The sequence below is a fragment of the Cryobacterium sp. TmT2-59 genome, from assembly GCF_004403545.1.
GTDB classification, from domain to species: domain Bacteria; phylum Actinomycetota; class Actinomycetes; order Actinomycetales; family Microbacteriaceae; genus Cryobacterium; species Cryobacterium shii.
In genome coordinates, this window is the sequence record NZ_SOGM01000100.1 from 1 (window position 1) to 20,657 (window position 20,657).

18 protein-coding genes are annotated in these 20,657 nt (G+C 70.0%); 8 read left to right on the forward strand and 10 right to left on the reverse strand.

All coding sequences use genetic code 11. The features are described from left to right. Nucleotides 1–268, reverse strand: a 268-nt coding sequence (locus E3T24_RS15525) for a hypothetical protein (RefSeq protein WP_134434848.1), incomplete at its 3' end; no start/stop codon positions are given. Nucleotides 269–400: 132 nt separating this feature from the next. Here E3T24_RS15525 and E3T24_RS15530 point away from each other — a divergent pair. The 3 genes from E3T24_RS15530 to E3T24_RS15540 all read left to right on the forward strand — a co-directional run bounded on the left by E3T24_RS15530 (nt 401) and on the right by E3T24_RS15540 (nt 4,437). Beyond that, nucleotides 401–1,840, forward strand: a complete 1,440-nt coding sequence (locus E3T24_RS15530; protein ID WP_134366163.1) for a GuaB1 family IMP dehydrogenase-related protein — start codon at nt 401–403, stop codon at nt 1,838–1,840. A gap of 181 nt (nt 1,841–2,021) precedes the next feature. Continuing rightward, the gene (locus E3T24_RS15535; protein WP_134366162.1) at nt 2,022–3,383 is read left to right on the forward strand and encodes a hemolysin family protein; all 1,362 of its coding nucleotides are present in this window, start codon (nt 2,022–2,024) and stop codon (nt 3,381–3,383) included. Further along, the gene (locus E3T24_RS15540) at nt 3,376–4,437 is read left to right on the forward strand and encodes a hemolysin family protein (RefSeq protein WP_134366161.1); all 1,062 of its coding nucleotides are present in this window, start codon (nt 3,376–3,378) and stop codon (nt 4,435–4,437) included. The genes E3T24_RS15535 and E3T24_RS15540 overlap by 8 nt, the downstream gene beginning before the upstream one ends. 20 nt (nt 4,438–4,457) lie before the next feature. Here E3T24_RS15540 and E3T24_RS15545 read toward each other — a convergent pair whose 3' ends face one another. Further along, a complete protein-coding gene (locus E3T24_RS15545; RefSeq protein WP_134434849.1) occupies nt 4,458–5,549 on the reverse strand; it encodes an NADH:flavin oxidoreductase/NADH oxidase in 1,092 nt (363 codons plus the stop codon). 73 nt (nt 5,550–5,622) lie between these two features. On the opposite strand from E3T24_RS15545, the gene E3T24_RS15550 reads away from it, so the two are divergent. Further along, the gene (locus E3T24_RS15550; protein WP_134366159.1) at nt 5,623–6,483 is read left to right on the forward strand and encodes an ADP/ATP-dependent (S)-NAD(P)H-hydrate dehydratase; all 861 of its coding nucleotides are present in this window, start codon (nt 5,623–5,625) and stop codon (nt 6,481–6,483) included. Nucleotides 6,484–6,529: 46 nt separating this feature from the next. Next, nucleotides 6,530–7,427 (forward strand): IS5 family transposase gene (locus E3T24_RS15555; RefSeq protein ID WP_134366158.1). Its coding sequence is split into 2 segments (ribosomal slippage): nt 6,530–6,880 and nt 6,882–7,427, totalling 897 coding nucleotides; the frame shifts between segments, so codons are not numbered across the junction. A gap of 169 nt (nt 7,428–7,596) precedes the next feature. Here E3T24_RS15555 and E3T24_RS15560 read toward each other — a convergent pair. Then, entirely contained in the window at nt 7,597–8,730 is a 1,134-nt protein-coding gene (locus E3T24_RS15560; RefSeq protein WP_134402631.1) for an IS701 family transposase, read from the reverse strand. Nucleotides 8,731–9,020: 290 nt separating this feature from the next. On the opposite strand from E3T24_RS15560, the gene E3T24_RS15565 reads away from it, so the two are divergent. The 3 genes from E3T24_RS15565 to E3T24_RS15575 are packed head-to-tail and all read left to right on the forward strand — an operon-like array spanning nt 9,021 to nt 12,010. Then, nucleotides 9,021–10,319 (forward strand): glycosyltransferase family 87 protein, encoded by a 1,299-nt coding sequence (locus E3T24_RS15565; protein WP_166787089.1) that lies wholly within the window; start codon nt 9,021–9,023, stop codon nt 10,317–10,319. 2 nt (nt 10,320–10,321) lie between these two features. Then, a complete protein-coding gene (locus tag E3T24_RS15570) occupies nt 10,322–10,678 on the forward strand; it encodes a thiamine-binding protein (protein WP_134402622.1) in 357 nt (118 codons plus the stop codon). Nucleotides 10,679–10,732: 54 nt separating this feature from the next. Then, nucleotides 10,733–12,010, forward strand: a complete 1,278-nt coding sequence (locus E3T24_RS15575; RefSeq protein ID WP_134402621.1) for an MFS transporter — start codon at nt 10,733–10,735, stop codon at nt 12,008–12,010. Between the two features lie 302 nt (nt 12,011–12,312). On the opposite strand, the gene E3T24_RS15585 is transcribed toward E3T24_RS15575, so the two are convergent. The 7 genes from E3T24_RS15585 to E3T24_RS15615 form a co-directional block, all read right to left on the reverse strand. Further along, nucleotides 12,313–12,978, reverse strand: coding sequence for a response regulator transcription factor (locus tag E3T24_RS15585; RefSeq protein WP_134368193.1), 666 nt, complete (start codon nt 12,976–12,978; stop codon nt 12,313–12,315). A 56-nt stretch (nt 12,979–13,034) separates the two neighbouring features. Beyond that, nucleotides 13,035–14,318 carry a hypothetical protein gene (locus E3T24_RS15590; RefSeq protein WP_134368183.1) on the reverse strand — a complete coding sequence of 428 codons (1,284 nt, stop codon included), beginning with the start codon at nt 14,316–14,318 and terminating at the stop codon, nt 13,035–13,037. Next, the gene (locus E3T24_RS15595; protein WP_134434850.1) at nt 14,315–15,484 is read right to left on the reverse strand and encodes an ATP-binding protein; all 1,170 of its coding nucleotides are present in this window, start codon (nt 15,482–15,484) and stop codon (nt 14,315–14,317) included. The genes E3T24_RS15590 and E3T24_RS15595 overlap by 4 nt, the downstream gene beginning before the upstream one ends. Before the next feature lie 166 nt (nt 15,485–15,650). After that, nucleotides 15,651–16,199 carry a hypothetical protein gene (locus E3T24_RS15600; RefSeq protein WP_174776563.1) on the reverse strand — a complete coding sequence of 183 codons (549 nt, stop codon included), beginning with the start codon at nt 16,197–16,199 and terminating at the stop codon, nt 15,651–15,653. A gap of 21 nt (nt 16,200–16,220) precedes the next feature. Beyond that, nucleotides 16,221–17,708: a DUF4389 domain-containing protein gene (locus E3T24_RS15605; RefSeq protein WP_134434851.1), complete on the reverse strand. Its 1,488-nt coding sequence runs from the start codon at nt 17,706–17,708 to the stop codon at nt 16,221–16,223. A gap of 53 nt (nt 17,709–17,761) precedes the next feature. After that, nucleotides 17,762–18,988 (reverse strand): homoserine O-acetyltransferase, encoded by a 1,227-nt coding sequence (locus E3T24_RS15610; RefSeq protein ID WP_134368180.1) that lies wholly within the window; start codon nt 18,986–18,988, stop codon nt 17,762–17,764. 236 nt (nt 18,989–19,224) lie between these two features. After that, complete coding sequence (locus tag E3T24_RS15615; RefSeq protein ID WP_134368179.1) at nt 19,225–20,556, reverse strand: bifunctional o-acetylhomoserine/o-acetylserine sulfhydrylase; 1,332 nt, start codon at nt 20,554–20,556, stop codon at nt 19,225–19,227. Nucleotides 20,557–20,657 lie beyond the last annotated feature (101 nt).

Genomic DNA, 20,657 nt, shown 5'->3' on the forward strand with positions numbered 1-20,657 from the left:
GTGTCGCGGCGGCCGGCGCTGCGGCGCTCGGCGCCTCGGCAGCCGCGGCGGTCAGTGCGGTCTCGGCGCCGGCTGCGGGGGCGCCGGTTGCGGCAGCCGCTCCGTTCGCGGTCTGGTGGTAGCTCTCGAGGACGGGCCACCAGGACTCGTCCACCAGGTTCTTGTCGACGAGGTACCGCTCGTACAACTCATCGACGAGCCACTCGTTCGCTCCGAATTCACCCGACCTGGTCTCGTCGGATCCACTACCGGTCAACTGGCTTGACACAGCCGGTTCCCACTCTCTACGTTGATTTTGAATGTACCGGGCGCACACGAAGGCCCGGATCGGTCTGCCCATTCAGCCTAATCCCATCGGGCATGGCTGCGGGCATCCGCGCGGGGCGCTAGCGTTATTTCCATGCAGTTCTATGGAGCGGTTCCCAGCCACGACCTCACGTATTCGGACGTTTTCCTGGTGCCGAGCCAGTCGGCGGTCACCAGCCGCCTCGATGTCTCCCTCGCTCCGGGCGACGGCACCGGCGCCACGATCCCGATCGTCTCCGCGAACATGAACTCGGTCACCGGGCACCGCCTCGCGGCTTCCCTGGCACGCCGCGGCGGCCTGGGAGTGCTGCCGCAGGACATGCACCTGCAGGACCTCGACGCTGCCATCCGCTGGGTGAAGGCCCAGTCGACCCGGTTCGACACCCCCTTCGTGTTCGGTCCGGACGACACCGTGGCGCTGGCGCTGCGCCAGGTGCCGCCGGTCGCCGGCCAGGGGCTGGTCATCAACGACCGGGACGACACCTACCTGGGCTGCATCGACGCGTCCCGCCTGGCCACGGCCCTGCCCGACGCGCTGCTCGGCGACCTGCTGCACGGCAACCTCACCTCCCTCGACGCCGACGATATCGAGGGCCCGCGCCGCGCCTTCGACGTGATGACCGACGCCGATCTCGACTTCGCCACCGTGCTGCACCACGGCGCCATCATCGGCACGCTCAGCCGCAAGAGCGCGCTGCGTTCCACGCTCTACCAGCCCGCGCTGGACGCCCACGGACGCCTCCGGGTCGCCGCCGCGGTCGGCATCAACGGCGACATAGCGGCCAAGGCGATCGCCCTCGTCGCCGCCGGGGTCGACGTGCTCGTGATCGACACCGCGCACGGCCACCAGGACGGCATGCTGCGGGCGATCAAGATCGTCGCGGATCTCGGACTGGGGATCCCGATCGTGGCCGGCAACGTCGTGACGGCGGATGCCGTCGGCGACCTGGTCGGAGCCGGCGCCACCATCGTGAAGGTCGGTGTGGGCCCAGGCGCCATGTGCACCACCCGGATGATGACGGCCGTGGGCCGGCCCCAGTTCTCCGCCGTGCTGGAGAGCGCGGTCGCCGCGCGCGAGCTCGGCGCGCGCGTCTGGGCCGACGGCGGGGTGCGCTACCCGCGTGACGTGGCGCTCGCGCTCGCCGCGGGCGCGGCATCCGTGATGATCGGCTCGTGGTTCGCCGGAACGATCGAGGCGCCCGGCGCCCTGGACCGGGATGCGGCCGGCGGCCTCTACAAGGAAAGCTGGGGGATGGCATCCACCAAGGCCGTACGCGAGCGCTTCGACCGCCTGGACGCGTACGACCTGGCCCGCAAGACCCTGTTCGCCGAGGGCATCTCCAGCTCGAAGATCTACCTGGACCCGCTGCGGCCCTCGGTCGAGGATCTGCTCGACATGATCACCTCCGGGCTGCGCAGCTCGTTCACCTACGCCGGTGCGACCAACGTGGAGGAGTTCCACGCCCGTTCGCGGGTCGGCATCCAGTCGGCCGCGGGCTACGAGGAGGGCAAGGCGCTGCCCGTCTCCTGGTGAGCCCTGGTGGGCCCGGCTGGTGAGCCCTGCTGGTGAGCCCGGCCGCGAGCGTCGGCCGCGCGCAGTAGACTTAGCGGAATAATGGACGACCCCCCTCCTGCGAATTCGCCCAGCCACTGTTCTCGTCACTCGAACGGTCACTCGCCCCTGATCACGATCCTGATCCCGTTCGGCGGTGGCCATGTTTGAGTGGCTCATGCTCGGCGCGGGGCTCCTCCTCACGGTCGGCACCGGCCTGTTCGTCGCGAGCGAGTTCGCCCTGGTCAACCTGGACCGGTCGGAGCTCGAAGCCCGCCGCGACCGCGGGGAGACCCGTCTCGGCCTGACGATCTCGGCCCTGAAGATCACCTCCACGCACCTGTCCAGCGCCCAGCTCGGCATCACGCTCACCACCCTGCTCACCGGTTACACGATGGAGCCGGCCCTGAGCGCCCTGCTCTCCCCGCCCCTGACGGCCCTGGGCCTGTCGGCGGCGGTCGTCCCGGTGGTCGCGGTCACCACCGCGGTCGTCCTGGCGACGCTGGCGTCGATGATCATCGGCGAACTGGTTCCGAAGAACTTCGCCCTCGCGCTGCCGGTCCAGACCGCGAAACTGGTCATCCCGTTCCAGACGCTGTTCACGACCGTGTTCAAGCCCGCGGTCGTCGTGCTCAACGGCAGCGCCAACGGCGTGCTGCGCTCCATCGGAATCGAGCCGAAGGAGGAACTCTCCGGCGCCCGCACCGCCGAGGAGCTCTCCTCCCTGCTGCGCCGCTCGGCCAGCGCCGGGATGCTCGAGAAAGACACCGCGACGCTGCTGCACCGCACCCTGCTGTTCTCCGGGCACACGGCGTCGGACGTGATGACGCCCCGTCCGCGCGTGGCCAGCGTGCAGCGCACCGACTCAGCCCAGGCGGTGATCGACCTCACCCGCCGCACCGGGTACTCCCGTTTCCCCGTCGTCGACGAGGGCGTCGACGACATCGTCGGGATCGTGCACGTGAAGCAGGCGGTGGCCGTGCCCCGGCACCGCCGGGCGGATGTCCCGGTGTCGGCCCTCCAATCGGAGGCCATTCGCGTGCCGGAGACCATGAAACTCGACGGGCTGCTGGTCGAGCTGCGTGCCCGCGGCTACCAGATGGCGATCGTCGTCGACGAGTACGGCGGCACGGCCGGCGTGGCCACCCTGGAGGACCTGGTCGAGGAACTCGTCGGGGAGGTCGCCGACGAACACGACCGCGCCAGGGCCGGCGTGGTGCTGTCCCCGACCTCGCTGACCTTCCCCGGCATGCTCCGGCCGGACGAGCTGTTGGAACGCACCGGCGTCGCCGTGCCGGAGGACGGGCCGTACGAAACGGTGGCCGGGTTCGTGATGAGCGAGCTGGGACGCCTGCCCGTGGTCGGCGACACCGTGCGCCTCGACGCCGGAGAGCTGTCGGTGGAACGGCTGGACGGCCGGCGCATCGACCGGCTCCGGTTCACCCCCGACACGCCGGCTACGGACGAGGCGGGCACAGACGAATCAGCGGCACGGAAACAGGGCGGGGTGAGTAATCATGAGTGACTGGATGGGACTCGTCTGGCTGGTCGTGCTCCTCGCCGGCAACGCCTTCTTCGTCGCGGCCGAATTCGCGGTCATCTCCGCGCGCCGGTCCCAGATCGAACCGCTGGCCGAGGCCGGTAAGATCAGGGCCATCACGGCCCTCTGGGCGATGGAACACGCCACACTGATGCTGGCCACCACGCAGCTCGGCATCACGGTGTGCTCGCTGCTGATCCTGAACGTCTCCGAGCCGGCCATCCACCACATGCTCGAGATCCCCCTCGGCGCGACCGGGCTGCCGGAGGAGGCGATCACCGCCATCGCGTTCGCCATCACCCTGCTGCTGGTCTCCTACCTGCACGTCGTGTTCGGGGAGATGGTGCCCAAGAACCTGTCGTTCTCCATCCCCGACAAGGCCGTCCTCATCCTCGCGCCGCCGCTGGTGTTCTTCGGCCGCCTGGTCAAGCCCGTGATCGTGGTGCTCAACGCCACGGCCAACGTGGTGCTTCGGGTCTTCGGGGTTCAGCCCAAGGAGGAGGCGACGAGCACCTACACGCTGGACGAGGTGGCCACGATCGTCAGCCAGTCGACCCGGGAGGGCGTGTTGAGGGACGGCACCGGGGCGCTCAGCGCGACCTTCGAATTCACCACCCGCAAGGTGAAGGATGTCGCCGTGCCCCTGGCCGGCCTGATCAGTCTGCCGGAGACGGCCACCCCCGCCGACGTGGAGCGGGCCGTCACCAAGCACGGCTTCTCCCGTTACGTGATCGTCACCGACGGCGGCGAACCGACCGGGTACGTGCACCTCAAGGACGTCATCGACCTGGACGGGGACGCCGCGACCCAGGCCGGGCAGGGCAGTTACCAGGAGCCCATCCCGGGCAAGCGCATCCGTCAGCTGGTGTCGATCTTCGAGGACACCGACCTGGAGGACGCCCTCGCCACCATGCGGCGTTCAGGCGCGCACCTGGCCCGCTCGTTCACCGCCGTCGGCGCCACGAAGGGCGTGCTGTTCCTGGAGGACATCATCGAGGAGCTCGTCGGCGAGGTTCAGGATGCGACCCGCCGGCTCTGACCGGCGTCGACGGCCGCCGCTCAAGCGGCGGGCCACCGGGCCCGCAGGTACTGCGGCGGCCAGTAGTCGAGGCTGACCCCGAGCTCGTGCGCGGCCCGCAGCGGGAAGTGCGGGTCGCGCAGCAGCTCCCGGCCCAGCATGACCGCATCGGCCTGGCCGGACGCGAGGATCTGCTCCGCCTGTGCCGGTTCCGTGATCAGGCCCACCGCGCTGACCGGGACATCCGCCTCGGCCTTCACCTTGCGGGCGAGGGGCACCTGGTAGCCGGGGCCGAGCGGGATCCGCACCCCGGTCACGTTGCCGCCGGAGGAGATGTCGAAGAAGTCGGCTCCGGCGTCGGCGGCCCAGCGGGCGACCGCGGCGGTCTCGTCTTCGTTCCACCCGCCCGGCGGATAGTCGGTGGCGGAGAACCGCACGAACAGGGGCACGTCCTCGCCGATCGCCGCGCGCACGGCGGCCACCACGGCCAGCAGCAGCCGAGCCCGATTCGCCAGCGGCCCGCCGAACTCGTCGGTGCGACGGTTGCTCAGCGGCGACAGGAACTGGTGCAGCAGGTAGCCGTGCGCGGCGTGGATCTCGACCACGTCGAACCCGGCGCCCACCGCCCGGCGCGCGGCTGCGGCGAAGTCGCCGATGACGGCACGGATGCCCGCGGCGTCCAGGGCGGCGGGCGCGGCGTAACCCGGGAACGGCAGGTCGGAGGCCGACACGGTCTGCCAGCCGCCGGCATCCGTGGGCACCGTGCCCTGCCGGTCGCTGCCCCACGCCGGCCAGACGGACGCCTTGCGGCCCGCGTGCGCCAGCTGGATGCCGGCCTTCGCCCCCTGGGCGTGCAGGAACCGGACGATCCGGGACCAGGCGGCCGCCTGCTCGTCGTTCCACAGGCCGGTGTCGCGGTCGGTGATGCGGCCCTCGGGGCTGATGGCACTCGCCTCGGCGATGACCAGGCCGGCGCCGCCCGCGGCGATGGCCCCGAGGTGCACCAGGTGCCAGTCCCGGGGCACGCCGTCCTTCTCCTCGATCGAGTACTGGCACATGGGCGCGGCCCAGATCCGGTTGCGGATGGTGACGCCCCGCAGGGTGAGCGGTTCGAACAGGGCGGCAGCGGCCACGAAATCCCCCAGAGTCGGTTGGGGTCGGCAGCAGGACCGACCCGCAGTGCTCAAAACAACCTATCGTGAGTGCATGAGCGAACCGCGGGGATGGCTGGAATGGGACGCCGAGCAGGCGGGCGACTGGATCGCGGTGCCGCGGGCGACGGATGACAAGTACACCCGCGGGGTGCTCGGCGTGCTGACCGGCGGTCACGACTATCCGGGCGCGGCGGTGCTCGGGGTCGAAGCGGCCATGCGCACCGGCGTCGGCATGGTGCGCTACCTGGGCCCGCCCCGCGCCGCCGACTTCGTGCTGGCGCGCCGGCCGGAGGTCGTCACGGTTCCCGGCCGGGTGCAGGCCTGGCTGCTGGGGTCGGGGATGAACGCCGACCAGCGGGATGAGCAGACCACGGCCGCGCTGCGGGCGGCGCTCGCCGAGGGACTGCCGACGGTGTGCGACGCCGGCGCCCTGGACCTGGCCCGGGGGTGGCAGGCCGGGCCGCTGGTGATCACCCCGCACTACCGGGAACTGGCCCGGCTCCTGTCCCAGGACGGGATGCAGGTGACCGGCGCCCAGGTGGCCGCCGACCCGGGGGACTGGGCGACGCGTGCCGCCGCCGAGCTCGGCGTCACCGTGTTGCTCAAGGGGTCCGTCACCCGAGTCGTGTCCCCGTCCGGCCCCCGGCTGACGGTGTCGCGCTCGCCGGTCTGGCTGGCGACGGCCGGCTCCGGGGACGTGCTCGGCGGCATCATCGGCGCGCTGCTGGCCACCCACGCGGCGGCGATCCGCACGGATGCCGAGGCGCTCACCGACCTCGCCGCCACCGCTGCCCGCATCCACTCGCTCGCCGCGATCCGGGCGTCCGCCGGCGGCCCGATCACCGCACTCGACGTGGCCGAGGCCGTGCCGGCCACGGTCGCGGCCCTGCTGGGTCACACGCCGCCCCACTAGGGCGTGTCTTCTAAAGCCTGGTGAGTGTTTTTGGCAGAATTGGCGCATGTCTCGTACTGCTGTGTTGTCTGAGAGTGAGTGGGCTCGGATCGAGCCGTTGATGCCGTCATCGTCTGGTCGTCCTGGTCGCCCGTTTCAGGACCACCGGCGGGTGATGGAGGGCATCATTTACCGGTATCGGGCGGGGATTCCGTGGCGAGATCTACGCGAGACTTTTGGTCCGTGGCAGACGGTGTGGAAGCGTCATCGGCGATTCAGCGGCGATGGCACCTGGAACAGTGTTCTGGCCCGGTTGCTGGCCGAGGCCGATGCGGCGGGCAAGATCGATTGGGAGGTGTCGGTGGACTCGACGGTGAATCGGGCGCATCAACACGCGACGAATCTTCCGCGCATCACGGGGGGCTCTGTCGACTTACACGAATCTGCTGGAAGAGCCTCCTGATCATGCCATTGGCCGGTCCCGCGGTGGTTTGACCACCAAGATCCACCAGCTTTGCGACGGAAAGATGCGCCCGCTCGTGGTCTTTCTGGGCACCGGGCAAGGCGGCGATTCGCCCATGCTCCCGGAGATCATGGCTTCGCTCAGCGTCGACCGGATCGGACCCGGACGAGCCCGCACCCGACCCGACCGGGTGCTGGCGGACAAGGCCTACTCGGCCAAAGCGCACCGGGCCATGCTGCGAAAACGGGGCATCCAGGTCGTCATTCCAGAACGCTCCGACCAGGTCGCGAACCGGAAACGCCGCGGACGAAACGGTGGCCGCCCAGTCGACCTCGACAAAGAAGCCTACAAACGCCGCAACGTCATCGAACGCTCATTCAACACCCTCAAACAGTGGTGCGGACTCGCCACCCGTTACGACAAACTCGCCCTCACCTACCGGGGCGGCGCTGTCCTGAGCGCCATCATCGTCTGGTTACACGAATTAGGAGACACGCCTTAGTACTACAGTCGCATTTGTGGGATGTGACCGCGGGCTTTGTAGTGGCATTGCTGGGCGCGGTGTTGATGTTTTCGTCGCCAGAGGGAGCAGCGGATCACGTGGCAGGGGTCTGATTCCCGGTGCCAGACGATCCGTGTGATGAGGTGCCTGATTTCGGGCAGTGAGAGCCTTACCAACTGGTCGGAGCCTGGATGTGGGCCCCTTTTTTTGAGCGGATGACGCTGAGGAAGGCGTGGGCGAACATGGAGAGGGTGATGTGCCGGTACCAGCCGCCATATTGCCGCACCTGGTAGTGGTCGAGCCCGGTTTCGCCTTTGGAGGTTTGGAAGGTTTCCTCGATGGCCCAGCGGGCCCCGGCGACCCGGGCCAGCTCGATCAGGGTGACGTTCTCGGGTGTGTGGCAGATGAAGTAGGCCAGGTCGGTGGGGTCGTTCAGAGAGCGACGGGCCAGCAGCCAGTGTTCCCCTGTCTCGGCGGGGCCGTTGATGCGGATCCTGGCCCAAGAGTAGAGCCGTTCGCCCTTGGTCCCGGTGCCGGCGGTGCGGGTGCGCCAGGCCCTCCCGTCCAGGGCGGCGAAGAGTTGATCGGCCCGCCCTTCGGCGCCCAATGAACCCGGGGTCGGGGTGATGGCGCGCTGGTTCATGGGCACGGCCATCACGTAATGCATGCCGCGGGCCCCCAGCCGGCGGCGCAGCTCGGCGTGTTGGCCGTAGACGGCATCCCCGGTGGTCCATTCGGCCTCGATGCCGGCGTCTAGGGCGCGCTCAATCATCTCGGCGGCCAGCACGGGCTTGGTGGCCATCACCCGGTCCTCGGGGATTCCCGCCCGCTTGCACCGCTCGGAGTCGTCGATCCAGGCTTTGGGCAGGTACAGCTCCCGGTCCAGGAAGGTCCGCCCGGCCGGGGACGCGTAGGTGAGGAACACCCCGATCTGGCAGTTTTCCACCCGCCCGGCGGTGCCCGAATACTGGCGGGCCACCCCGGCCGACGCCGTCCCCTTTTTCAGGAATCCGGTCTCGTCAATCGCCAAAATCCCCTTGGGGTCGCCCAGATGCTTTTTCACGTAGCCGAACAAGGCATCGCGCACGGTATCCGGGTCCCAATCCGTGGTCGAGAGCAGCCGCTGCATCCCATCAGGGGTGCCATGGCCGGCCCGCTCGGACAAGGTCCAGGAGTTCTTCCGCTCCTCGTCCGAGAGCAGGCCGCGAATGTAACTGACCGCGTTGTTCCGCGGTTCCGAGCGTGCAAACTCGTCCCCAATCAACCCGCGGATCTCCTCGAGGCCCTGCGCCCATTCCTGGATCTCTGCCACCCAAATATCATCGCTCACTCGTCATGATTAACAGGATTCGGGGCAAAAGTCCGATTAAAACGCCGATACAGCCAAAAATAAACGCGACTGTAGTACTAGTCCGCCCGCCTAGTTTCCCCCCGAGTCCACCCCCCGCCCGCGGTTCCCTGACGAATTCGACGGAGATTTTGCCCGAATCGGCCACAAACAGCCCGCAATCGCCGTTTTACGGGAAGATCTCCGTCGAATTGGTTCGGCGCCGGACACCGCGCTCCGGCCTCGGCGGTGTGGGACAGTGGAGGGTGCCCGAATCCACCCCAGGACCGACCGCTGCCGCCGCGACGGATGCCACGGCGCACCCCCGCGGCTGGGTGCGGCCGGCGCTGCTGTGGGCCGGTTTCGCGGCCGTGCACGCCGCGCTGGCCTGGCTCTGCTTCGCGTCGACCGGCTGGCCGCTCGGCGATGTGGAGCGGTCCTACCTCGGCTGGGCGACCGACGCGGTCACCGGCGGCGGCGTCGTCGGGATCAGCGCCCCGTTCGTCTACCCGATCCTCGCGATCCTGCCGATGCTCGCCGCCCTCGCCTTTGGCCCCGGGCTGTACTCCCTCACCTGGCTCGGCCTCGTCACACTGCTCGACGCGGTGGCCTTCGCCGTGCTGCTCGGCCCCGGCCGCGACCCCCGGGCCCGGCTCGCGGCCGCTTGGTGGCTGGGCTTCCTGCTGCTCCTCGGCCCCATTGCCGTGGGGCGGATCGACGCGATCACGGTGCCGCTGGCCATCCTCGCCGTGCTCGTGCTGCGGTCCCGCCCGGTCTGGGGCACGATGCTGCTGACGCTCGCCGCCTGGATCAAGATCTGGCCGGCCGCCGTGATCGCGGCGCTGTTCCTGGTCTCCAGGAAGCGGTGGCCGGTGGCGGCCGCCGCGGCGGGGACCAGTCTGGGCATCGTCGTGATCGCCCTGTTCCTCGGCAGCGGCCTGAACGTGTTCAGTTTCGTCAGCGAGCAGACGAACCGGGGAATCCAGATCGAGTCGCCCGTCGCCGGGCTCTGGATGTGGCAGGCCGCGCTCAAGACCCCGGGCAACTACATCTACTACGACCAGCAGATCCTGACCTACCAGGTGATCGGCACCGGCACCCAGGTCGCGATCGCCGTGATGACCCCGCTGCTGCTGGCCTGCATCGCGGCGGTGCTGCTGCTGGGCTGGCAGGCCAACGAGGCCGGGGCGTCCTGGCCCCGGCTCTTCCCGCCGCTCGTGCTGGCGCTGGTGCTGACGCTGATCCTGGTCAACAAGGTCGGCTCGCCGCAGTTCACGGCCTGGCTCGCCGCACCCGTGATCCTGGGGCTCGTGCTGCGCGGGCGCGCCTGGCGGCTGCCGGCAGTGCTGGCCCTCGCGGTCGCGGCCCTGACCCAACTCGTCTACCCTCACCTGTATGACTGGCTGATCGTGGCCGATCCGCTCCTGGTCCTGGTGCTCAGCCTGCGCAACCTGCTCGAGGTGATCCTGCTCGGCTGGGCCGTGCGGGAGGTCCACGCGTCCGGGGCTCGGTCCGAGCATCCGGAGCACGATCTCGTCCCTCCCACCCCGAATCTGAAGGAGTAACCATGCTGGTTGCATTTTCCGTCGCCCCGTCCGGCTCCAGCGACTCCGGCTCCAGCGACGGCGACGGGGAGGGGTCCGTGCACGACGCGGTCGCCGCGGCCGTGCGCATCGTGCGCGACTCCGGCCTGCCGAACCACACCGACTCCATGTTCACCACGATCGAGGGCGACTGGGACGAGGTGTTCGCGGTGATCAAGGCGGCCACCGAGGCCGTCGCCGCGTGGGGGTCGCGGGTGTCCCTGGTGCTCAAGGCGGACATCCGTGGCGGGCGCACCGGGGAGCTGACCGGCAAGGTCGAGCGCCTCGAGAGGGCCCTGGCGGCCGCCACCCCGCCGCCGGCCGCGACCTCCGCCCCGTAGCGCCGAGCCGTCGAGGGAGCCCGTCGGGGGTGGCACGCCCCTTAGGCTGGAGGGATGCGCGCACCCACCAACGGGCCGGTGACCTTGTCCCCGACCCGCATCCGTTTCGCCCTGCTCGCCCTCGCCCTCGGCGGGTTCGGCATCGGATCGACGGAATTCGTGGCCATGGGCCTGCTGCCGAACCTGGCCAGGGACCTGCTTCCGGCGCTCTACGGCGCGTCACCGGATGCCGCGAACGCGCAGGCAGGCTGGCTCATCTCCGCCTACGCCCTCGGCGTGGTCGTCGGGGCCCCGACGATCGCCGCCGCGGCCGCGCGGTGGCCGCGCAAGCAGCTGCTCCTGGGACTGCTGGCCGCCTTCACCCTGAGCACGGTCGCGTCGGCGCTGTTGCCGACCTTCGGACTGGTGCTGGCGGCGCGGTTCGTCGCCGCGCTCCCGCACGGCGCTTACTTCGGGATCGCTTCGCTCGTCGCCGCGGACCTGATGGGCCCCGGCAAGCGCGCCCGCGGGGTCGCCCTCGTGCTCAGCGGGCTGACCATCGCGAACATCATCGGCGTTCCCAGCATCACCTGGCTCGGCCAGACCGCCGGCTGGCGGGCGGCCTACCTGGTCGTGGCGGCTATCTTCGCCGCCACCTTCGTGGCGGTGGCCCTGCTCGTGCCCCTGCAGGCCGGCAATCCCCACGCGACCATGCGGAGCGAGCTGCGGGCATTCGGCCGGCTGCAGGTCTGGTTCGCCCTGTCGATCGGAGCGATCGGTTTCGGCGGGCTCTTCGCCGTGTACACCTATGTGGCCCCGCTGGTGATGGAGGTCACCGGGCTCGGCGCCGGGGCGGTGCCGCTCGTGCTCGTCGTGATCGGCGTGGGCATGACGATCGGCAACCTCGTCGGCGGTGTCTTGGCCGACCGGAGCGTGCGCCGCACGATGTACGCGTTCTTCGTGCTGATGCTGCTGGCCCTGGCCGGACTCGCGCTGTCGGCCCAGTACCTGCCCGGTCTGCTGCTCGGAGTGTTCTTCGTGGGAGCCGCGGCGTCCGGGCTCTCGCCGGCGATCCAGACCCGGCTGATGGACGTCTCCCACGACAGCCAGTCGATCGCCGCGGCGCTCAACCACTCGGCGCTGAACGTCGGCAACGCCCTGGGCGCGTTCCTCGGCGGCCTCGCCGTCGCAGCCGGGTTCGGCTACGTCGCCCCGGTCTGGATCGGGTTGGGCCTGAGCGTGATCGGGCTGCTGCTCACCGTGGCCTCGTTCCTGCTGGACCGCACGCGGCGCCGCAACGGCGTGCTGCTGCCGTACGGGACCGAGGCGATCGCCGTGGTCCCGGCCCCCTGACCCCCGGCCCCCTGACCCCCGGCCCCCTGACCCCCGGCCCCCTGACCCCCGGCCCGCAGACACCCGCAGCCCCGCAAACCCGCAAACCCGCAAACCCGCAGCCCGCAGGTGCAGCCCGCAGCCCCTCGACGGAGCCCGCTTATCGCCCCCGCCCCGAGCGAATTCGACGGAGATTTTGCCCCAAACGGTGCCAAACAGGCCGAAAGAGCGTTCTTAGAGCAGAATCTCCGTCGAATTGGTTCAACGGCCGACGGATGCTCGGCCCACGCCTGCCGGGCCGGGCATCGGCGGCAGGGCGGGTGTTAGTCGCCCTGGAGCAGGATGCCGTCGTGGATTGCCTGCTTGCGCAGCGCCACCTTGGTACCCACGTCGAAGCCCGCGAGGCGGTACTTCTCGCGGATGCGCTTGAGGTAGGACTTGGCGGTCTCCTCGGAGATGCCGAGCTGGTGCGCGACGGCCTTGACCGGCTCGCCCGCGCCGTAGAGCGCCATCACCCGGCGCTCCTGAGCGCTGAGCCGGGGTGAGCCGTTGGCTCCGTTGCTCAGCGCTTCGTCCAGTTCGGCCGAGATGAAGGATTCGCCGTCGTACGCGGCCCGGATCGCCTCGACGATCATGGTCGCCTCCTCGCTCTTCACAAGGTAGCCGAGGGCGCCGGCGGCGAGGGCTTCGCGCACGAGTCCGGCCTCGGAGTAGGTGCTCATCAGAACGGTCTTGACGCCGGCCGTCTTGAGCGTCGAGATCTTCAGCGACACCGGGATGTTGTCTTTGAGGTCCAGATCGAGGAGCACGACGTCGACCGGGAACTCCGGGTGGGTCAGCAGTTCGGGCCAGGTGGTGACCGCGGCGACCATGCTGATGTCGTCCGCTGCGCCCCGGATCCATTCCGTGAGTGCGCCCAGCAGCATCCGGTGGTCGTCGACGAGGGCCAGCCGGATCGGGTTTTCCTTGCTCGGTACCGCACTGGTCATGGTGCTCGTGTTCGTCACTTCTGCCTCCTCATGCTGCTACCCCCGATTCACAGACACTAAGCATCCGCGGGATTGTCGACACTGCACTCGATCTCCACGCACAGACTTCCGTCTCGGCTGGAATCGACGTGAGGGCCTACCACACGGATAGCTTGCCACGTCTCCGGGTCTACCCGACGCCGTGGCACACCCTCGGTGGTCAATTCGATCGGAAATCGTAACTTCTGACCCGCGGTGAGGCCGTGAGCGGGCCGGATCGGTCCGAGGGAAAGCGACACGGATGCCTCAGACCGGTGCGTATCGCTGATCAGCAGCCAGATCGTGCGGAGCAGGGCGTCGCGCTGTGCCGGGTCGAGCATCCCGGCCAGGCCGGCCGGGTCGTTCAGGCTCACCGACGGGCCGAGGAACTCGGATTCGGTGATCGCGTGGTGCAGCCAGGTCTCCCGGCGGCCGCGGATCAGGTGGAGCCGGAGCTGTGTGGCCAGGGAAGCCGCGGTGGTCGATTTCGCCGGGCTGAGCGGCAGCGCCGTGCGCCCCTTCGCGACATCGTCCAGCAGTGTTTCCGCGTCGAGGTCGATCCGGGCCAGGGCCTCGGAGGCGAGCATGCCCAGGGCGAACTGCGGCTGGGACACGGTGCTCTGCACCAGTACCAGGTCGAGTTCGCGCTGGGCCATGCGGCGGAACGAGCGCACCACCGCGACGCCCAGCAGCGGCGGCAGGACCGCCAGGGCGATCGTCAGGAACTCCGGGGCGACGGTGAACGGGTCGATCTGGGTCTCGGCGAACGCCCCGGTCAGGAGCAGCAGGCCGAGCACGATCGCGGCCGTGACGACGTCCCGGCCACGCCGGACCGTGACCAGGGAGATGAGCAGGGTGCCGACGGCGGCGGCCGCCGTGGGGTACACGTTCGGTCCGGTCGCCGCCCCGACCAGGTCGAGGGTCACCACGACGGCGCCGCTGCCGAGCGCGGTGGCGAAGAGCCAGTCCGGCATCCGCGCCGACAATCGCTGCACCGTGACGAGGACCAGCCCCGTCGTCGCCATCAGCAGGGACCAGGCGACCAGGCTGGGAGTCGGGGTCTCGTAGGCGAACCACTGGAAGGCGAACCGCCAGAACAGGAACAGGGCGATGAAGCCGCCGCTGAGCGACAACCCGATGCCCAGGTGGCGGCCGCCGAGGCCGCTCTGGTTCGCGCGGGTGGTTTTGACCGTGCGCTCGGGGCGTCGGAAACTGCGGCCCCGGTCCTGGCGTTCCTGGTCCGCGAGCTTGTCGGCGCCCTTCAACCGCGCGGCCGCACGGATGTCCCGGCGCAGCGCATCCACCATGCCCGGTCTGCTCACTTGGGAACCTCCAGCACGACCGTGGTGCCCGAACCCGGAGAGGAGAACAGCCGGGCGTTGCCGCCCACATCTCGCAACCGGGCCACGACGGATTCGGCGAACCCGAGCCGCTCGGAGCTGACCCCGCGGATGTCGAAGCCGACCCCGGCATCGGTGACCATGGCGCGAACGGTGGAGTCGTCATCCGTGATCGTCACGTCGGCCCGGGCGACGCCCGCGTGCCGGCGCACGTTCTCGAGGCACTCGCCCAGGGCGAGGAGGAAGGAATCGAGGACGTCGCTGGGCAGGAGGACCTGACCGCTGCCGTGCCAGTCGACGTCGAGCCCCATCCGGCCGAACCGTTGCTTGACGGATTCGAGGGTGCTGCCGAGGGTGGACTCGGTGGCCGGTTCGAGCGTGTAGACCCCGGACCGGCGGGGAGTGGGCAGGCCGCCGAGGCGCAACTGGCGGAGGAGTCGGGCGTCGTCTGCGGCCTGCAGGCGGAGGGCGGCCGGGCTGACGCCGACGCCGGAATGGGCGAGGAGGGTGAGGGTGGCGAGCACGGTGTCATGCAGCAGCCGGGCATCCTGTCGGCGCTGCGCTTCGAGCTCGCTGGCGTGCCGTTCCGCCAGGTGGGCGCGGCCGATGGCGGCGATGCGCTCCATCACGCGGGGAACGCTCTGGGCGACCCACCAGCCGACCAGGGCGACCGAGAACCAGCCGCTGGTGGTCAGGGCGAGCGGCACGAGCGACCCTTTCGTGCCGCCGGTGGCCGCGAGGACGCCGGCGAGGGTGACGCCGAACGCGGCCAGGAGCCCCACCAGGCGTGCCGAGCTGACGACGAGGACCAGGGCGACGGAGCTCATCGCGCACGCCGCCACACAGCCGATCACGGTCTCCTCGACCAGGTTCAGCCCGCTCGGGTGCGTCCCGGTCAGGCCGACCGCCAGGATGATTCCGACGCCCGCCAGCACGATCAGCACCACCCAGCGCATCCGGCCGCTCCGGCCCAGCAGGTACAGGCAGTAGACCTTCACCAGCAGGAGCGGCAGGCACCAGAACAGGGCCGTCAGGCTCAGCCCGCCGGGCACCAGCATCACCAGGAGAGCCGCGGTTGCCCCGGCGAGGCCGGTCAGGCGTGCGGCTCTGCGCAGCAGGCGGTCGCGCTCCTTGAAGATTCGTTGCATGGCGGCTGGCTTACCCCTCGTTGCACTCTATACAGCACACTAGCGGGCCGATCCGGCGCGCGGGGCCCCACGGTCGCCGGCCGCCGGGCGCCGAGGAGACGGCCCAGGGCCAGACCGGTGACCAGGGCCATGCTCCCGGCCATCAGGATGCCTGCGAAGACCCCGATCAGCAGCGTGAGAACCGGTGGCTGTCCCGCTGCCACAGCGGAGGCGCGACGAGGAAGAACACCGCCAGGCCCACGCACCAGGCCGCCGCGCTGGCCGCGATCCAGCGTGCGCTGTGCGGCAGATGGCGGCGCAACTCCAGCCACTGGGCGAGCCCGATCGAGCACAGCAGGAGGCTGCCCGTTGCGGCCGCCGCCACGATGATCAGCGGCACCGGCCACGCCGTCCAGACGTCGGCGGAGGCGGAGGCCTGCAGCCCGAGAAACCACGAGAAGGCCGCGGCTGCAGCCGTGCCGCCGATCCAGTTGCTCCTCGACACGGCGGGGATGCGGCTTCGGAGCACCCGCGTCTGCGACCAGCCGAGGACCGCGCCCTCCACCGCCCCGGCGGCGACCATGCTCGGCAGGGCGGCGGCGGGCAGCGACGCCGTGGCGAGCTGGGCCAGGGCTGGGGCGAGGAAGCCCACGCTCTCACCCAGGCTCACCCACACCAGCCAGGAGTGGAGGAAATGCGGGCTCTCCCGGCCGGACCGGGGCTCCGGGTCTGACACGGCTCTCTCAGCGATCGTTGGTCAGGGGGCGGTCGAGGCCGGTGGCGGCATCGTCTGCGTCGCCGGCGGGCTCGCCAGGGGCATGGCGTTCCGGGACGGAGGCTCGGCGGGACCCTGGTCCAGGCGGAACGGCGGGTAGTCGTCCCGGAAGAGCGCCGTGTAGGCGAACACCCGGAAGATCCACCGGTCGATGCCGAGGATCAGGTCGAACAGGCCACGCCGGTACCGGTCGGTGAAAAGCAGGATCACCGCGGCGATCAGCACGAGCACCCCGATCAGGGACGGAGTGCCGGTCGTGACCCCTCGGCCCCAGTCGCCGGACTGCCAGCTCGTGGCGCTGCCGGTGAACGCCGCGACGACCAGCAGGTGCGGGATGGCCAGGAGCCACGACTTGACCAGCACGAGCCCGTGCGAGAGGTGTTCCGGGTAATCGATCTCAAGGTCGGCCGGGTAGTCGGCCGCCGGTTCCAGGCTGAACGGCGGGTAACGGTCCGTGCCGAGCGCGGAGTAGGAGTAGAAAGCCACCCGCCAGCTCCAGCGGAGCACCCCCACGTTGTAGCGGAACAGGCTGACCGGGTACCGTCCCGTGAACAGGATGGCCACCCCCGCGACCACGGTGGTCACGAAGAACCCGAACCAGAAGAACCACAGCACGACGACGTGGGGGATGACCAGGATCCACTTGACCAGCCACAGCCAGCGGGACAGGCCCTCATCGAGGGTGCCGGTCAGCCTGGCCGGGTACGGTCTCGTGTCACTCGTGTCACTCGTGGCGGGGCCTGCGGCGATCCCCGCTCCGGGAGGTCCGGCGCCGGCCGCCGGGACGCCTCCGGCCGGGGGCGGGCCGTTCCGGCCCAGACCGATGGCCCCGAACACGGTCAGGACCAGTCCGAGCACCAGGAGGGACACTCCGAGGAGCAGCAGGCCGACGGCCAGCGGGCCGAGGTAGCGAATGAAACCGAGGTGGGCGCCGGCCTGCACGGCCACGTCGACGCCGGGGCTCGCGTCGGCGTTCATCACCACGATCGCCCAGTTTCCGGGGTCGAGCCGCCAGGTGATCTGCTGCGGCCCGGATCCCTCGGCGGATTCCGTCCAGAAGCTCTGGTCTCCCGGGGCGCCCGGCACCGCGTTGCCGGGGATGTCCCGGTAGCCGACGCGGAAGGGACTGCCGGTCACGGTCCTGACCTCGGTGTGGTTCACGCCGGCCAGGTACCGGTCGACGTCCGCCTGCGGGGCGATGCCGACGAAGACGTCGTTCCCGTTCGAGGTGGAGGCCCGCAGCCGCAGGGTGACGAGATCCGACGGGACGCCCTCGCCCTCGACCGCCATCCGGGGCGACGTCAGCGCGTACGCCTCGGTGGAGAGCGGCGCGGCGGGGGTGGTGAAGTAGCCGCTGTCGTCTCGGGTGCTGCCGGCCGCAGCCCCCACCGTGCCGGCGACGGCGAGGGAGAACCCGAGCAGGGAGAGGATGGTGCCGAACACCAGCATGACGACGAATCCGGGTTTCATGGCGCGTCCTCTCGGTCGAGTGGAATTCACGCTCGCCCCGAAGCCGCCTTCTGTCAACCCCGGTGCGGGGGAACCGGCTCCGTCAGGACTCGGGACAGTTGGGCGCCGACCGCCTCGTTCTCGATCAGGAACCCGTCGTGGCCGTAATCGGACCGGATGACCACGGCATCCGTGCCGTCGATGTTCCCCGGCAGGTGCGCCGCGATGAGGCGCTGGCCCTCGACCGGGAACAGCCGGTCGCTGTCGATGCCGACGACGACTGTTCGTGCGGTGATCAGCGACAGAGCGGATGCGACGCCGCCGCGGCCGCGGCCGACGTCGTGCGAGTTCATGGCCTCGACCAGGACGAGGTAGCTGTTCGCGTCGAAGCGACGGGTGAACTTGTTGCCGTGGAAGTCCAGGTAGGACTCGACGGCGAAGCGGCCGCCGGCGCCGATCGGGCTGATTTCGCTCTGCCAGCCCCGCTCGAAGCGCAGATTGAGCTCCTCCGGGCTGCGGTAGTTCAGCAGGGCCATCCGTCGGGCCAGTGCGAGGCCGCGGGTCGGGCCGTCGCCGTCGGCGGCGTCGTAGTAGTCCCCGAACCGGAAGCAGGGGTCGCAGCGAACCGCTTCCATCTGTACGGAGTTCAGGCCGATCTGGTCGGCGGTCGTCACGGGGGGCGCGGCGAGGATCGCCAGCCGGGCCACTCGCGAGGGTGCCCCGATCGCCCACTCGAGCGCGTGCATCCCTCCCATGGAGCCGCCGATGACCGCGGCCCAGCGGTCGATCCCCAGCCGGTCGGAGAAGGCGACCTGGGCGGCGACCTGGTCACGGATGGTCAAATGCGGGAAGCGGGCGCCCCACTCCGAGCCGTCGGGCGAGAGGGACGCCGGGCCGGTGCTGCCCTGGCAGCCGCCGAGCATGTTCGGGGCCACCACGAACCAGCGGTCCGTGTCGATCGCCAGGCCGGGCCCGACGATGCCGCCCCACCATCCGCTCGTCGCGTGGCCGTCGCCGGAGGGCCCGGACAGGTGGCTGTCGCCGGTGAGGGCGTGCAGCACGAGCACCGCATTGTCGCCGGCGGGGGACAGCTCCCCCCAGGATTCGTACGCGATGCGCACGGCATCGAGGCTGCCGCCGGACTCGAAGTGGAGCGGCCCGACGTCGAGGAACCGGCGGTTGCCGACGGGGTCGCCGTCGCGCCAGGCGCCCGTTGCCGGGGGTTTGCCGAGGAGCGACCGAGCCTGGGCTTCCGTGACGAAGCTCGAGGGGACCGTGTCTGCAGCGAATTGCCAATCCATAGGCCCCCTATTCTGCCGGTTGAACGGCACCTCCGGGTGATTGTTACCGCGCAGGCCTGTCGCGCCTGCTCGGCGGATGCCGGCGTCACCACTCCTGCCCGGCGCGCCCGCGCGCCCGGCCGGCACCGGTCCCGGTCCCGCCCGAACGAATTCGACGGAGATTCTGCGCAATCAGACCGAATATGGCCTGAAACACCCGCGTGGGGGCAGAATCTCCGTCGAATTGGTGAAGAGGGTCAGGCGTTGGCGCGGGACGCCTGCACCACCGCGCGGGCGGCCGCGAGGCCGAGCTCGAGGTCGGCCTTCAGGTCGGCGATGTTCTCGATGCCGACCGACAGGCGCACCAGGCCCGGCGTCACGCCGGCCGTGAGCTGCTGCTCGGGGGTGAGCTGGGCGTGGGTGGTGGACGCCGGGTGGATGACGAGCGAGCGCACGTCGCCGATGTTGGCCAGGTGGCTGAACAGCGAGAGGTTGTCGACCAACGCGCGGCCCGCGTCGACGCCGCCCTTGAGCTCGAAGGACAGCACCGCGCCGACGCCCTTCGGGGCGTAGGTGTTCGCGGCGGCATACCAGGGGCTCGACGGGAGCCCGGCGTAGTTCACCGAGGCGATGTCCGGGTGGTTCTCGAGCCACTCGGCGATGTCCTGGGCGTTCTGCACGTGGCGTTCGATCCGCAGGCTGAGCGTCTCGATGCCCTGGATCAGCTGCCAGGCGCTCGCCGGGGCGATCGCGGAGCCCAGGTCGCGCAGCAACTGCACGCGCGCCTTGATGATGTACGCGATGCCGTCGCCGACGGCACCGGTGTAGCTGACGCCGTGGTACGACGGGTCGGGCTCGGTCAGGCCGGGGAACTTCTCGACGTTCTTTGACCATTCGAACGTGCCGCCGTCGACGATGATGCCGCCGATGACCGTGCCGTGGCCGCCGAGGAACTTGGTCGCGGAGTGGATGACGATGTCGGCGCCGTGCTCGAACGGGCGGATCAGGTACGGGGTGGCGATCGTGCTGTCGACGATGAGGGGCACGCCGTTGGCGTGGGCCACGTCGGCCACCAGCCGGATGTCGAGCACGTTGATCTTCGGGTTGCCGATGGTCTCGGCGAAGAACAGCTTGGTGTTCGGGCGCACAGCGCGGCGCCATTCCTCGGCGTCGTCCTGGTTCTCGACGAAGGTGGTCTCGATGCCCAGCTTCTTCAGCGTGTACTTGAACAGGTTGTAGGTTCCGCCGTAGATCGAGCTCGACGACACGATGTGGTCGCCGGCCTGGGCGATGTTCAGCACGGCGAACGTCGAAGCAGCCTGGCCGGACGAGAGGAGGAGGGCGGCGGTGCCACCCTCGAGGGCGGCGACGCGCTCTTCGACCACGGCCTGGGTCGGGTTCATGATGCGGGTGTAGATGTTGCCGAACTCGGCCAGCGCGAACAGGTTCTGCGCGTGCTGGGCGTTGTTGAAGACGTAGGAGGTGGTCTGGTAGATCGGGGTGGCCCGCGCGTTCGTGGTCGGGTCGGGCTGAGCACCGGAGTGCACCTGCTTCGTTTCGAACTTCCAGGCTGCAGTGTTGTCGCTCATGAGGTGGTCTCCCTGATAATCCTCGACGAGCGTGGACCGTCCATCGCTCTGGCAGCGAGTTTAGGCAGGCGGCCGGCGACGTGGCAACGAGGTCTGCAACA